Below are 15,016 nucleotides of genomic sequence, written 5' to 3' on the forward strand. Positions count from 1 at the left end.
ACTGTAGAAGTCCCAAGACTTGTTTGCCAAGGTCTCTTGGCAAACAAGTCTTGGGAAAGGCGTCTTGGGAAAGAAACCTTGGGAAGGGGGCCCCGGCTCAGAGAGTCACACCATCGGCCCGCGGCTCCGCCAAGGCACGCGGTGCCCGCTCGGCAGCCGTCTCCCACCGTTCCGGCGCCGCCGGGTCCCACAGGTCCTCAGGCCCCAGCTCGCCGACCCGGTACTTGCCCATCGCGCTGACCAGCAGCCGCAGTTCGAGCGCGAGCGCCCCTACGAGACGTTCGAGGCCCGCGTCGCCGTCCTCGTCGACGGCGAGCAGCGCCGCCCTGCCCAGGCCCACGGCGCCGGCTCCGGCGGCGAGCGCCTTGGCGGCCCGGGTGCCCTCCCACATCCGGCCGCTCACGAGCAGACAGTCCCCGGGGCGCGGCGCGAGCCTGCGCAGGCACTCCGCGAGCGGCAGGCCCACCGAGTCGAGGAACGCGGTCGGAGCCCAGCCGGAACCGCCCTCCGCACCGTCCACGGTGACCGCGTGGGCGCCCGCCTCCCATGCGGTGGCCGCGGCCTCGCGCACGTCGCGTGACGGCGGCAGTTTCACCCAGACCTTGGCGCGCGGGTAGTTGTTCCGCATCAGCCGCACCTGGTGGGCGAGGATCTCGCGGGTGAAGGTGCCGGGGGTGCCGCAGCGCAGCGCGAGGCCGCTGCCCTCGTCGAGGATCCGTTCGACCGCGTAGTGCTCCTCCAGGCGGTGCGCGGCCTCCTCGCCGACCACGGTCATCCCGCCGAGACCGGGCTTCGCGCCCTGCCCGACCTTCAGCTCGAAGGCGAGCCGGCCCGATTCGAGGAGCGGGCGCGCGGAGACGTCGCTGTAGACGAGGTTCCACATCTCGGCGTCGGCGTCCTCGGTGGACTGCTGGACGGTGACGCCGCCGCCGTCACCCGTCAGTGCTTCGCCGTAGGCGGCGATCCTGCCGAGGAGGGTCCGGCCCGCGCGCTCGTCGAGGCGTCCGGTGCCGTTGACCGGGCCGATGTTCTCGCCGACGACCATCGGGATGCCGAGCCCGGCCGCCTGCCGTCCCACGGCGGTGCCGAGATCGCGGCTCGCCACCTCGGTGGAGCCGAACGCCGAGACGTACACCGGGAGCGTCGCGGCGAAGCCGCCGATCACGGTCGTCAGGTCCACGTCCCTGTGCAGCGGCTCGCGGGCCAGCTCGATGAGTTTCTCCAGGCGCCGCGGCATGAAGGCGGGCGGCACCAGCCGGGTCCGGTCCAGGGCGTCGGCCCGATCCGGCGCATCGGCCCTGCCGGGGGCGTCGCCGAACAGCTCGTGCCCGTAGGACGCGGCGGGCGGGAAGAGCCGGGCGGCGCCCTCACGGGCCCGTGCCCGTACCTCCGCCGCCGGAAAGCCGTCGGCCCGTAGTGCTGTCACTGCCTCGCCTGACGTCACGTCACATCGCCCCGTCTCGGATCGGATACGGTTCCCCGCTCGGCGCCCGTGCCAGCTCGCCGAGGTCAAGTCGTGCCGCCATGTGGTGCAGGGCTTCCAGGAGTCCGCCGCTGGTCAGGGCCGCCGCGGGGCGGGCCGTGACGACGTGCCCGACGGGCATCGAGCCGATCGAGCTCCAGGCCAGCCTGCCGCGCTCGTCGATGAAGCTCGCGCTGCGCGACGCGTTGTCGGGGTGCAGGCAGTAGGGCACGTCGAGCCAGCCGCGGCGGAACGCCGTGAGCAGCGCTTCGCCCAGGTCGGAGCCGAGGTTCAGGACGGCGTCGATCAGGGCGCGCGCCTCCGCGTACACCTCCGATCCCCGGTCGTCCTGAGGCACCGCATCCGGTTCGGTGTGCCGCGCGGTGACGGCGGAGTCCTCAAGTGCCGCCACGTTCTGGGCGATCGTCGGAATCCGGTGCGCCTCCGCCGTGGTCTTCACGATGAGCCGCTCGGCGCCGGTGCGCACGGCGAGCCTGACGGCCGCCTCCTGGAGGGCGCGGGCACCCGATTCGGTGGCCGGGTGGACGCCCATGTACGTGTAGATGACGATGTGCCGGTCGATGCCCGGCAGCAGTTCGGCGGCGAGGGCGCGCAGCGCGCGCACCGCCTCCGCGTCCTGTTCGGGGTCGATCTGCTGGGCGTAGCTGAGCGAGACGCTGCGCAGCCCGTGCCGGGCGAAGAACATGCCCTCCAGGAGCGACAGCGCGACCAGCAGCGCCGGCGGGCACAGCTGGCCCAGCATGCAGCCGCCGAAACTCTCCAGGTGCGGTTCGGCGCCGTCACCGACGCCGTCGGCCAGCAGGCGGCAGGACTCCGCCCAGTTGCGGACCGAGTCCTCCAGCGGCGTACGCCCGTAGGGCAGGCAATACGAGACGGGACCGCCCTCCGTGGCGTGCAGTCCCGCGGCGGTGAGGGCCCGCACGATGTCCTGCGGGGCCGCCGAGCCGTGCCGGACCTGGACGGGGAAGTCCGGTCCGAGCACGCCGTCGAGCATCTCTCGGGTGCGCCCGGGACCGTGTGTGACGAGGGGGAAGCCGTTGAGGTCCACCCCCTCGTCGAGAGCGCGCCGCGCCGCGGAGAGATCACCGACCCGGGTGTAGCTGTCGATGGTCAGCGTCCCGACGGTGGTGGCGTCGGCGGCACGGGTGGCCGCCAGGCCCCGGCGCATCCGCGCCGGGGAGCTGAAGCCCATGCGGGGCTGGACGACCAGCTCTCCGGCGGCGCGGACGAATCCGCCGAAGCTCGCGGGCGCGCGGCCACGGGTGCTCTCCGTCATCAGCAGCGCGCCTCGGCTCGCAGCTTCTCCAGGAAGCCGTGGAACTGGAGGACGCCGACGCTGTCGTCGAACACCGCGTCGAAGCCCGCCTCGCGCAGCCGCGGCCCCCACGCGGCCGAGCCGTCGCCGAGGGTGCCGAGCTTGCCCCCGATGACCACCGGGGTCGCCGCGAGTTCCGCGGTCTCCCGGACGGCGCCGATCAGCCGCAGCCCGTCGTTGGCGCCGTGCCCGTTGACGCTGCTGACGACGATGAGGTCGGGGACCCGCGCCGTGCAGCGCTCGATCAGCAGCGCGTCGGGGACGCAGGGGCCCAGGTTGGTCACCCGGTTCCCCCACTCGGTCAGCAGCAGTTCCAGGTAGATCAGGTTCCAGGTGTGCGCGTCCGACGAGGTGCCGGTCACCACGACGTCGAGGCGGCCTGCCGCCTCGCGCGCGGCGTCGTCGCGGGGCACGACACCGGGGCTCCCCAGTCCGGTCATCGGCCGCTGCGCACGGCCGTGCCGTACGCGGAGGTCGTCGCGCCGACGGTCTCGCCGCCGTCGATGATCAGTTCCTGGCCGGTGAGGAAGGCCGCGTCGTCGGAGGCGAGGTAGTAGAACGCCGCGGCGATCTCGGACGGGTCGGCGTGCCGTCCTGCCGGGATCTGGGCGTTGGTCTCCTTGAGCATCTCGTCGGTGTACTCGGCGAGTTGCATGGGCGTGAGCACCGCGCCGGGGCTGACGCAGGCGGCCCTGACGTGCGGACTCAGTTCGAGCGCGAACGTACGGACGAGGGCGAGGATGCCCGCCTTGCTCGCGTTGTAGTCCGCGTAGTACGGGTAGCCCCTGGTGCCGTTGACGGACGCGGTGGCCAGGAGCGTGCCGTGCCCCTGCTCGACCATGATGTGGGCGGCCCGCTGCCAGAGCGCGAGCACGCCGAGCAGGTTGACGTTCAGCAGCCGCCGGACGTCGCTCTCCCGCATGTCGAGGACGCCGTGCCGGGTGCTGATGCCCGCGTTGGCGATGACGACGTCGAGCCGCCCGGTCTCCCGGTGGGCCCCGGCCACGGCCTCCTGCACCGCGGTCCAGTCGGCCACGTCGACCTCGGTCCAGGTGCCGGCGGGTGCGCCGCCGGGGTCCGGGGCCTTGACGTCCAGATTCACCACGTGGTCGCCCGCCGCGGCGAACCGCTCCGCGGTGGCGCGGCCGATCCCGCTGGACGCTCCTGATATGACGATGGTGCGCACGTTCGACTCCTCGGTATTCAGAGTGACTTGCACGGACGCCGGACGCTCAGAACAGGACCCGGCGGCTGTCCGGGAGGATGCTCGCGCTGGCCTTGCGCAGATCGCGGCTGACGATCATCCGCTTCAGCCAGCGGTCCCTGCCGTCGTACTTGGGCCGGAACGGCTTGCGACCGTGCACGGCCAGGTAGTTGTCGACGATCAGCAGGGTGCCCTGGTCGATGACCACGGCCTGCTGCACGCGTTCCAGTTCGGCGATGAGGTTGTCGAAGGCCCGCTGGGCGCCCGGCCGGTCGGCCACGCAGCGCGTGAAGGTCTGGTCCACGCGGACGTAGGGGCGCTCGCGGTCGCCGAAGAGGACCGGTACCGCCTCGGGGTTGCGCTCCATCTCCTCCGCCCTGGCCAGCGCCGGGTGGTCGGGGAAGCGGGTGCGCAGCTGCCGGATGTGCTCGTCGTCGGGGAGGTTGTAGAAGTCCGGGCGCATCAGCGCGTCGAGGTCCTCGTCGCTGAGTTTCACGTCCCGCACCGAGGAGAGGGCGGTCGGCACCCGTTCGTCGTTGCGCATGCCGAGGAGCAGCAGGTAATCGCAGCGGTCGGGGTGGAAGCAGTCCTCGGTGTGGAGTTCGAGGAGCGCCTCGCTGCCGTGCCCGGTGGGCCGGTCCTCGTCGCCGCGGATGGGCAGCACGTCCTGGACCATGCGGCCGAGTTGCAGGGTCAGCCAGTTGTAGGGGTCGCCGAGCGCCGTCGAGCACATGGCGAGGAAGTGGTCGGGCTCGCGGGTGGAGCCGCTCGGGTCGGTGCGCTCCCAGTGCTCGGGGGTCGCGCCGACGGCGTCGTCGTCGACGGGGAAGCCGTGCACGACGAGCCCCACGTGGTCCTCGGTGCGGCGGAACCGCTCCAGGGTCGTGCGCAGCCCGTCAGGGAGTCCCGCGTCGGCGAACGGGTTGCGGTCGTAGCCCGCCGGGTCCGTCGCGTCGGGCAGGCTGTCGGCGAGCCGGGCGCTCCCGTCCCTTAACCGGCGTGCCTCGTCGGGGGACAACTCGTAGTGGAGGATGCTCTCTTCGGCCATGGCGCCGGCACTTCCTTCCTTCGACCGTGCGTGGGTGCGGGGTGGTGTGGGTGTGCGTGCGGGATGGTGTGGGTGCGGGGTCACCGCTGCGCGGGACTCCCGGCGAGGGCGCGGTTCAGGACCGCGGCGATGTCCTTCAGCGGCGCGGGTCGTGTCATGTCCAGGTGCTCGCAGTCGATCGGGTGGGTCTCGATGTCCCCTTCGACGTACGCGCGCCAGTCCGCGGCCGACGGCGCGGTGTCGTCCCGTCCCAGGGCCGCCGTGAAGTGGAGGACGTCCCCCGGGTAGGCGGCGGGCTCCGCCTCCTCGACGAGCCTGACCGTGTGTGCGGCGGCGGTGGTGAGGGAGGCGACGAAGGCGGGTTGCTGTTCCGGCCAGTCGCCGCCCTCCCTGCGCAGGAATCCCGCGATCTCGGCCGGGTCGAACGCGGGCGCGGTGCCGTCGGCGTCCATCGGATAGGAGTCGAGGAGCGCGAGGAGCGCCACCTCCTCGCCCTGTGCGCGCAGGCGGCAGGCCATCGCGTGGGCGATGTTCCCGCCGAGGGACCAGCCGAGCAGGTGGTAGGGGCCGTGCGGCCGCACCTCGCGGAGGTGGGCGAGGTAGTCGTCGGCGAGCGCGTCCAGGTCGGCGGGCCGCTCCTCCTCCCAAGCGTCCGCCGCAGCGCCCTCGGCGGGCCGCCGCGCCTGGAGCCCGTAGACGGGACGGTCGGTCAACTCACCGGCCAGGCCGCCGTAGCACCAGCTCAGACCGGTCACGGGGTGGACGCAGAAGAGCGGCGGGAGGCTGCCCGTGGTGCTCAGCGGCAGGAGCACGCCGGAGCCCGGCGGGGTGGCGCCGCCGCCCGCCCGCGCGGCGAGTCCCGCGACGGTCGGCGTCTGGAAGAAGTCCTGAAGCGTGAGAGCGGCGAGACCGGTGTGGTCCGCGCACCGCGCGTGGATGCGGCTCACCAGGCGGGTGACCAGGAACGAGTGGCCGCCCAGGTTGAAGAAGCTGTCGTCGACACCGACGTCGGGCACGTCGAGCGCCTCGGCGAACAGCTCGCCGAGGAGCCGTTCGAGGTCGGTGTCCGGGCGCCGGCCGACGCTGCCGTACTCGGGCACGGGCAGCGCGCGCCGGTCCAGCTTGCCGTTGCCGGTCACGGGCAGGGCGTCCAGCGGCACGAAGGCGGCGGGGACCATGTACTCGGGCAGCGACTCGGAGAGGAAGCGGCGCAGGGCCGCGGGGTCGGTGGCGCGGTCGGCCTCGTCGGCGCCCTCGCCCTGGTCGCCGGCCGCCACCACGTACGCGACGAGGCGCTGGTCGCCCGGCCGGTCCTCGCGGACCACGACCGCGGTGTGCGCGATCCCCGGGTGGCCGCTGAGTACCGCCTCGATCTCGCCGAGCTCGATGCGGAATCCGCGGAGCTTCACCTGGTCGTCGGCGCGCCCGCAGAATTCGAGACTGCCGTCCTGCCGCCAGCGGGCGAGGTCTCCCGAGCGGTACATGCGCGTACCCGCGGGGCCGAACGGCGAGGCCACGAAGCGTTCCGCGGTGAGCGCGGCGCGCCCGGAGTAGCCGCGGGCGAGACCGCGGCCCGCGATGTACAGCTCACCGGTCACCCCCGGCGGTGCCGGCCGCAGCGCCCCGTCCAGGACGTACACCCGCATGTTGCTCATGGGACGGCCGAGGACGGGTGTCGGCGAGCCCTCCAGGGGCGCGGTGAGCGTCTCGACGGTGCACTCGGTGGGCCCGTAGCAGTTGTAGCCGGTGGTGCCCTCCTCTTCGAGCAGCCGCCGCCACAGGGGTTCGGGGATGGCCTCGCCGCCCAGCGTGATGCTGCGCGGGGTGAGTTCGGGCGTCGAGAGGAGGCCGTGCTCCAGCATCTCCAGGCCGTACGTGGGGGTGGTGTCCAGGAGGTCCACGCCGTGCCGTCCGATGTAGCGCACCACGGCGGCCGGGTCGCGCCGGTCGGCCTCGGTGAGCGGGTGGAGTTCGTGGCCCAGGCACATGGCGACGACCCACACCCAGGAGGCGTCGAAGGACAGCGGCGCGGTGAACGCGATCCGCGCGGTGTCGCGGCCGGTGGCCAGCAGGTGCTCGGTGAAGAGCGACACACGGTGCGCGTGGCACATGTTGGTGAGGTTTCGGTGCTCCACGACGACGCCCTTGGGCCGCCCGGTGGAGCCCGAGGTGTAGAGGACGTACGCCGGGTGGGCGGGGTCGAGCGGGGTGACCCGCTCGGCGTCGGTGGGGTCCTGCGACAGGACGTGGCAGTCAGGACCTGCGACGGCCGCGTCCTCGGGCCCGCTCTCCGCGCCGTCCTCCAGGTGGTCGAGGAGCAGGACGGGCCCGGGGTCGAGGCCGTCCAGGGTGGCGAGGGCCGCCAGGTTGGTCAGGGTCAGCCGGGACTCCGCGTCGTCGAGGATGTACGCGATGCGGTCCGAGGGGTGCCCGGTGTCGACGGGCACGTAGGTGGCGCCGGCCTTGAGCACGGCGAGCAGCGCGACCACGGACGAGACGGAGCGTTCGAGGAGTACGGTGACGCGGTCCTCGGGACCGATCCAGCGGCGGACCAGCTCCCAGGCGAGGGAGTTCGCACGGGAGTTGAGCTCCCCGAAGGTCAGCCGGCGGCTGCCGAGGACGAGCGCGGTGGCGTCGGGCCGCAGGCGCGCCTGCTCCTCGAACAGCTCGTGCACGGGCCGCTCGTCGGCGAGCACGGTGGTGTGGCCGCTCCACTCGGTGAGGATGCGGCGGTGTTCCTCCGGATCGAGCAACTCGACCTGGCTGAGGGGCTCGTCGGGGTGCTCGGCCACGCCCGTGAGGAGGCTGACGAGGCGGGCGGCCATGGTGTCGACGGTGGCGTGGTCGAAGAGGTCGGTGGCGTACTCGATGTCCCAGCGCAGGCCCGCCGGTTCGCCCGCGTCGTCGAAGCACTCCTGGGCGGCGAAGAACGTGTCGAACTCGGCGATGTGGGCGATCGCGGGGAACTCCGACGCCTCGATCCCGGGGAGGTCGAGGGAGGTGCCCGCGCTCGCGGTGCGCAGCATCAGCATGTGCTGGAAGAGCGGGTTGCGGGAGGTGGAGCGGGCGGGGTTGAGGGCTTCCACCACGCGTTCGAAGGGCAGGTCCTGATGGGCGTACGCGTCCAGGTCGGTTGCGCGCACCCGGTCGAGCAGCTCACGGAAGGTGGGGTCGCCCGACAGGTCGGTGCGCAGCACCAGCGTGTTCACGAAGAAGCCGACGAGGTCGTCGAGCGCGTCGTCGGTGCGCCCGGCGACGGCCGTCCCGAGCGGAATGTCGGTGCCGCCGCCCAGCCGCGAGAACAGCGTGGCGAGGGCCGCCTGCACCACCATGAACAGCGTCGCGCCGGAGTCCCTGCCCAGGCCGATCAGCCGCGCGTGCACCGCTGCGGGCACGGTGACCGAGACGGTCCTGCCCCGGTAGGAGGCGACCGCGGGGCGCGGATGGTCGAGCGGGAGTTCGAGCTCGGCGGGCAGACCGGCCAACTGGCCTCGCCAATACGCCAGTTGATGGGCGTGCACGCTAGCCGGATCGCTCTCGTCGCCGAGCAGCTCGCGCTGCCACAGGGCGTAGTCGGCGTACTGCACGGGCAGTTCGGTCCACGCCGGGGCCGACCCGCCACGACGTGCCGCGTACGCCAGCGAGAGATCCCGCGCCAGCGGCGCCAACGACCAGCCGTCGCCCGCGATGTGATGGAGCACCAGGACGAGGACGTGGTCGTCGGCGGCCACCTCGAAGAGCTCGCAGCGCAAGGGACGCTCGGCCGCCAGGTCGAAGCGGTGGCCCGCGGCCGACTCGACATGCTCCGCGAGCGACTCCTCGCTCACCTCGGAGACCAGCAGCGGGACCTCGACGTCGTCGACGATCTCCTGTCGCGGCTCGCCGCCCGTCGCGGGGTAACGGGTGCGCAGGGCCTCGTGCCGGGCGACCACGTCGCCGAGCGCGCGCCGCAGGGCCCCCTCGTCCACCGCGCCGCGCAGCCGTACGGCGAGGGGGATGTTGTAGGCGGCGCCGCCCTCCTCCCACTCCCGCATGAACCACAGGCGGTACTGCGCGAACGACAGCGGCAGCACCGCGGGCCGCTCCCCCGCCCGCAGCACCGGCCGCGCCTCGTCGGCATCCCTCAGCAGTCCGGCGACGCCCGCCGGGGTCGGCGCGGAGAACAGCCGGCGGATGCCCACTTCGGCGCCGAGCACCGTGCGGATGCGGCTGATGAGCCGGGTGGCGATGAGCGAATAGCCGCCGAGCTGGAAGAAGTTGTCGTCCATGCCGACCCGTGGCACGCCGAGCACCTCGGCGAAGAGGCCGCACAGCACCTCTTCCTGGGGGGTGCGCGGGGCGCGCGGCCCGGCCGCGACCTGGCGGGGAGCTGCGTCCGTCTTGGTGGTGCCCTGCTCCGGGGCCTCGGTGAGTACGAGGGTGCCGTCGGGCCGCCAGCGGGCCTTGTGCCCGGTCCGGTACATCCGGCCTTCGGGCGTGAAGGGACTGTCGACGAGCCGGTCGTCATCGGTCGCGGCGGTCGGTGCGGCGGCGAGGTACACGTCGCCGGTGACCCCGGCAGGTACGGGCCGGAGCCCGGCATCCAGGACGTACGCGGTGCGCTCGCACTCCGGACCGGTGGGGGCGGCAAGCCGCCGCCACAGCTCGGCGGGGAGCCCGGCGCCCCAGGCGTCGAGGATCCGGCGGCGCTCCCCGCCGTCGAGGATCTCCGCGGCGCCGACGGGAGCGTCGGGGTCGGCGACGGCCGACTCCAGGACGCGGAGGAAGCGCCGCGCCATGATCTCGACGGTCTCGTGGTCGTAGAGGTCCACGGCGTACTCGAACTCGGCGCGCAGGCCCGGGAGTCCGCCGTCGTCCGGGGGCGTCTCCGCCACGCTGACGGTGAGGTCGAACTTGGCGGCGCGGTGCTCGATGGGGTGCGGCCGCGCCTGGGTGCCGGTGAACTCGAAGGTGGCGACGTCGTTGTTCTGGAGGACGAGCATGTGCTGGAAGAGGGGGTTCCTGGCGGTCGACCGGTCCGGGTTGAGCACTTCCACCACGCGTTCGAAGGGCAGGTCCTGATGGGCGTACGCGTCCAGATCGGTGGCGCGCACCCGGTCGAGCAGCTCACGGAAGGTCGGATCGCCTGAGACGTCGGTCCGCAGCACCACGGTGTTCACGAAGAAGCCGACGAGCTGGTCGAGCGCCTCGTCGGTGCGCCCCGCCACGGCTGTACCGAGCGGAATGTCGGTGCCGCCGCCCAGCCGGGAGAACAGCGTGGCGAGGGCCGTCTGAAGGACCATGAACAGCGTCGCGCCCGAGGCGCGGCCGAGATCGACCAGGCCCGCGTGCACCGCCGCGGGCACATCCACCGAGGCCGTGCGTCCTCGGTACGAGGCCGCCTCGGGGCGCCGCCGGTCCGTCGGCAGTGTCAGTTCGTCGGGCGCGCCCGCCAACTGCGCTCGCCAGTAAGCCAGTTCACGGGACTGGATGCTGGCAGGGTCGGCCGCGTCGCCGAGCAGCCCGCGCTGCCACAACGCGTAGTCCGCGTACTGGACCGGCAGCGCGGCCCACCCCGGGCCCTCGCCCGCGCGGCGCGCCGCGTACGCCACCGACAGGTCCCGCGCCAGCGGCACCAGCGACCAGCCGTCGCCCGCGATGTGATGCAGCACCAGGAGCAGTACGTGATCGTCGGCGGCGACCCGGAACAGCTCGCACCGCAACGGCGGTTCGGCCGCCAGGTCGAAGTTGTGGCCCGCGCCCGCCGCCACCCGTACCGACAGGGAGTCCTCGCTCACCTCGGAGACCAGCAACGGGACCTCGACGTCGTCGACGATCTCCTGCCGGGGCTCCCCGCCGGTCGCGGGGAAGCTCGTCCGCAGCGTCTCGTGCCGGGCGACGACGTCCCCGAGCGCGCGCCGCAGCGCCTCTTCGTCGACCGCGCCGCGCAGCCGCACGGCGAGCGGGATGTTGTAGGCGGAGCCGCCCTCCTGCCACTCCCGCATGAACCAGAGCCGGTGCTGTGCGAACGACAGCGGCACGACCTCGGGCCGCTCGCCCGCGCGCAGCGCCGGGCGCGCCGCGTCGGCGTCGCGGATCAGCGCGGCCACGCCCGCCGCGGTGGGCGCCGCGAAGAGATCGCGCAGGCTCAGTTCGGCGCCGAGCCGCGAGCGCACCCGTGAGACGAGCCGCGTCGCCGAGAGCGAATGCCCGCCGAGGGCGAAGAAGTCGTCGTCCACGCCGACCCGTGCCATCCCGAGCACCTCGGCGAACAGCCCGCACAGCAGCTCCTCCTGCGGTGTGCGCGGGGCGCGGCCGCCCTCGGTGACACCGCCCGCCACGGGGACCGGCAGGGCGCGCCGGTCGAGCTTGCCGTTGGCCGTCAGGGGCAGCGCGTCCAGGACCATGACGACCGACGGCACCATGTAGTCCGGCAGGACCAGGCCCACGGCGGCACGCACCGCCTCCGCGTCGACCGGCTCCCCGGCCGTGCCCACCACGTACGCGACCAGGCGACGGCCCGCCGCGCCGTCCGCGCGGGCCACCACCGCGCACTGGTTCACCCCGGCGCATCCGGCGAGCGCCGCCTCCACCTCGCGCGGTTCCACCCGGAAGCCGCGCACCTTCACCTGGTCGTCCGCGCGGCCGAGGAACTCCAGGACGCCGTCGCGGTTCCAGCGGGCGCGGTCGCCCGTGCGGTACATGCGCTGGCCGGGGGCGTACGGGTCGGCGACGAACCGCTCGGCGGTGAGCGCGGGCCTGCGCGCATAGCCGTCGGCGAGGCCCGCGCCCGCCACGTACAGTTCGCCGGGCACGCCGACCGGGACCGGCTGGAGCCGCGGCCCGAGCAGGTAGGCGCGTTTGCCCGCCAACGGGGTGCCGATGGGTACGGAAGTGGCGGTGGGGGCGAGGTCGGTCACGGTGTGGCTGGTGGTGAAGCCCATGGACTCGACGGGGCCGTATCCGTTGACGACGGTGAGGGCGGGGAACAGCTCCCGGGCCTTCGTGACGTGCTCCACGGATGCCGCCTCGCCCGCGGTCATCACGGTGCGCAGGCCGGCGAGGATCTCGGGCCGCTCGTCGACGAAGAGGTTGAACAGGGTCGCGGAGACCTGGAGGACGGTCACGCCGTGTGCCCCTGCCAGCTCCGCCAGTTCGTCGATGTCGGTCTTGCGCTCCCTCGGCAGCACCGAGCGCCCGCCGTGGAAGAGGGCGCCGAAGATCTCCAGGGCGCACGCGTCCCACGAGACCGGCGACGACTGGAGGTACACGTCGTCGGCGCGGAACTCCAGATAGTCCTGGCCGAGGAAGGTCGACGCCACCGCGCGGTGCGGCGCCACCACGCCCTTCGGGACGCCGGTCGAGCCCGAGGTGAACATGACACAGGCGGGGGCGTCGGGCGGACAGGCGATGCCCAGGTCCCCTGCCGGGTGCGCCGCGACGGCCGCCGCTTCCTCGTCGAGGAGCAGCAGGCGCGTGTCGGTGCCGAGGCGCTCGGGCAGGGAGCCGTCGGAGACGATCACCCGCGCCCGGACCGTGTCCACGACCGTGCGCAGCCGCTCCTGGGGGAAGGAGGGGTCCAGGAGCGTGTAGGCGGCGCCCGTCTTGAGAACGGCGAGGAGCGAGGCCACCAGGTCGGTGCCCCGGTCCAGGAGGATCCCCACCACCTGGTCGCGGCCGACGCCCCGTCCGGCGAGGTGGCGGGCGATCCGGTTGGCCCGCGCGTTGAGTCCGGTGTAGGTGACGTGGGCCTCGCCGTGGACGAGGGCGGTCCGGTGGGGGTGCGTGCGCGCCTGCTCCTCGAAGACCTCGTGCACGGCCCGGGGCCGCGGCGCAGGTGCGTGGGCGCCGCTCCACTCCGTGAGGACGCGCCGTTCCTCCTGGGGTTCGAGGAGTGCGACGCGGGAGACCGGCAGGTCAGGGTCCGCGACGACTGATGCGAGCAGCCGCAGGAACCGTCCTGTCAGGGTCTCCACGGTGGCGCGGTCGTAGAGGTCGGTGGCGTACTCGACGTCACACCGCAGCCCGTTCGCGGTGCCGCCCGTGTCCTCGTCGAAGGTCTCCTCGACGAAGAACGTCAGGTCGAACTTGGCCGACCTGCGGTCCAGCGGCACGGCGTTCGAGGTGACGCCGGGGAAGGTGACGTCGAGGGCAGCGCTGTCCTGGAGGACGAGCATGTGCTGGAAGAGGGGGTGCCGGGCGCCGGAGCGAGCCGGGTTGAGGGCTTCCACGACGCGTTCGAAGGGCAGGTCCTGATGGGCGTACGCGTCCAGGTCGGTGGCGCGCACCCGGTCGAGCAGCTCGCGGAAGGTGGGGTCGCCCGAGACGTCGGCGCGCAGCACCAGCGTGTTGACGAAGAAGCCGACGAGATCGTCCAGGGCGTCGTCCGCGCGTCCCGCCACCGCCGTGCCCAGCGGAATGTCGGTGCCGCCGCCCAGCCGGGAGAAGAGTGCGGACAGGGCCGCCTGCACCACCATGAACAGCGTCGCGCCCGACGCACGGCCCAGACCGACCAGACCCGCGTGCAGCACGGCGGGCACCTCGACGGTGACCGAACGGCCCTGGTAGGAGGCGACCGCGGGACGCGGACGGTCGGTGGGCAGCTCCACTTCGGCGGGTGCGTCCGCCAACTGGGTTCGCCAGTAGGCGATTTCGCGGGACTGGAGGCTCGTGGGATCGGCCGCGTCGCCGAGCAGTTCGCGCTGCCACAGCGCGTAGTCCGCGTACTGGACGGGCAGCGCGGGCCAGCCGGGGCTGGTGCCCGCGCTGCGCGCCGCGTACGCCACCGAGAGGTCACGGGCCAGCGGCGCCAGCGACCAGCCGTCGCCCGCGATGTGGTGCAGCACCAGGAGCAGCACGTGGTCGTCGGCGGCGATCCGGAGCAGCTCACACCGCAGCGGGCCCTCGACGGCCAGGTCGAAGCGGTGGTCGGCGGCGGCGTCCACGCGCTCCGACAGGGTGCTCTCGCCCAGGTCGGAGATGAGGAGCGGGATCTCGGCGTGGCCTGCGACCTCCTGCCGCGGCTCGCCGTCCGTCGCGGGATAGCGGGTGCGCAGGACCTCGTGGCGGGCGACCACGTCGCCGAGCGCGCGGCGCAGGGCGGCCGCGTCGACCGCGCCGCGCAGCCGCACGGCAAGCGGGATGTTGTAGGCGACACCGCCCTCTTCCCACTCCCGCAGGAACCAGAGCCGGTGCTGCGCGAACGACAGCGGCACGGCCTCGGGCCGCTCGCCCGCGCGGAGTTCGGGACGCGAGGATTCCTCGTCGACCCGCAAGCGGGCGGCGAGACCGGCCACCGAGGGCGCGGCGAAGAGGTCGCGCACGCTCAGCTCGACGCCCATCCGTGACCGCGCCCGCGAGACCAGGCGGGTCGCCGACAGCGAGTGCCCGCCCATGGAGAAGAAGTCGTCGTCCACACCGACCCGGGGAAGTCCCAGGACCTCGGCGAACAGCCCGCACAGCACCTCCTCTTCAGGTGTCCGCGGCCAACGGCCCGGCCCCGCGCCGCCGCCCGTCCCCGGGGCGGGCAGGGCGCCCCGGTCCAGCTTGCCGTTGGCCGTCAGCGGCAGCGCGTCGAGCACCACGACCGCCGACGGCACCATGTAGTCCGGCAGGACCAGGCCAACCGCGGCACGCACCGCCTCCGCGTCGACCGAGGCGTCGGCCGCGCCCACCACGTACGCGACGAGGCGACGGCCGCCGGTTTCCTCCTCGCGGGCCACCACCGCGCACTGGGCGACCCCGGGGCAGCCGGCGACCACCGCTTCCACCTCACGCGGCTCCACCCGGAAGCCCCGCACCTTCACCTGGTCGTCCGCGCGCCCCAGGAACTCCAGGACGCCGACGGACGAGGTGCCGCCGTCGTCCGCGCGCAGGACCGTGTCCGAGGAGATGAGGCGGACGTGCCCGTGCGGGCCCAGCGGCGCGGGGGCGTCGAGCTCGACCGACGTCAGGGGCAGCCAGTTCATGTCGTTCTCGCTCCACATG

At 73.4% G+C, this 15,016-nt stretch carries 6 protein-coding genes; all 6 read right to left on the reverse strand.

Translation table 11 applies throughout. From position 1 onward, the window contains the following. Positions 1–97: 97 nt before the first annotated feature. Positions 98–1,426, reverse strand: a complete 1,329-nt coding sequence (locus ACIO9J_RS02030; protein ID WP_401991014.1) for a glutamate synthase-related protein — start codon at positions 1,424–1,426, stop codon at positions 98–100. 19 nt (positions 1,427–1,445) lie between these two features. Then, complete coding sequence (locus tag ACIO9J_RS02035) at positions 1,446–2,759, reverse strand: methylaspartate mutase (RefSeq protein ID WP_401991017.1); 1,314 nt, start codon at positions 2,757–2,759, stop codon at positions 1,446–1,448. Further along, positions 2,759–3,238, reverse strand: coding sequence for a cobalamin B12-binding domain-containing protein (locus ACIO9J_RS02040; protein ID WP_401991020.1), 480 nt, complete (start codon positions 3,236–3,238; stop codon positions 2,759–2,761). The genes ACIO9J_RS02035 and ACIO9J_RS02040 overlap by 1 nt, the downstream gene beginning before the upstream one ends. Then, on the reverse strand, positions 3,235–3,984 hold the full coding sequence (locus tag ACIO9J_RS02045) for an SDR family NAD(P)-dependent oxidoreductase (protein ID WP_401991023.1): 750 nt from the start codon (positions 3,982–3,984) through the stop codon (positions 3,235–3,237). Before ACIO9J_RS02045 ends, ACIO9J_RS02040 begins: the two co-directional genes overlap by 4 nt. Positions 3,985–4,030: 46 nt before the next feature. Then, the gene (gntD, locus tag ACIO9J_RS02050) at positions 4,031–5,050 is read right to left on the reverse strand and encodes a guanitoxin biosynthesis L-enduracididine beta-hydroxylase GntD (protein WP_401991026.1); all 1,020 of its coding nucleotides are present in this window, start codon (positions 5,048–5,050) and stop codon (positions 4,031–4,033) included. 80 nt (positions 5,051–5,130) lie between these two features. Next, entirely contained in the window at positions 5,131–15,015 is a 9,885-nt protein-coding gene (locus ACIO9J_RS02055) for an amino acid adenylation domain-containing protein (RefSeq protein WP_401991029.1), read from the reverse strand. Between the last annotated feature and the right edge of the window lies 1 nt (position 15,016).

Source organism: Streptomyces sp. NPDC087300 (assembly GCF_044744425.1).
Lineage (GTDB): Bacteria > Actinomycetota > Actinomycetes > Streptomycetales > Streptomycetaceae > Streptomyces.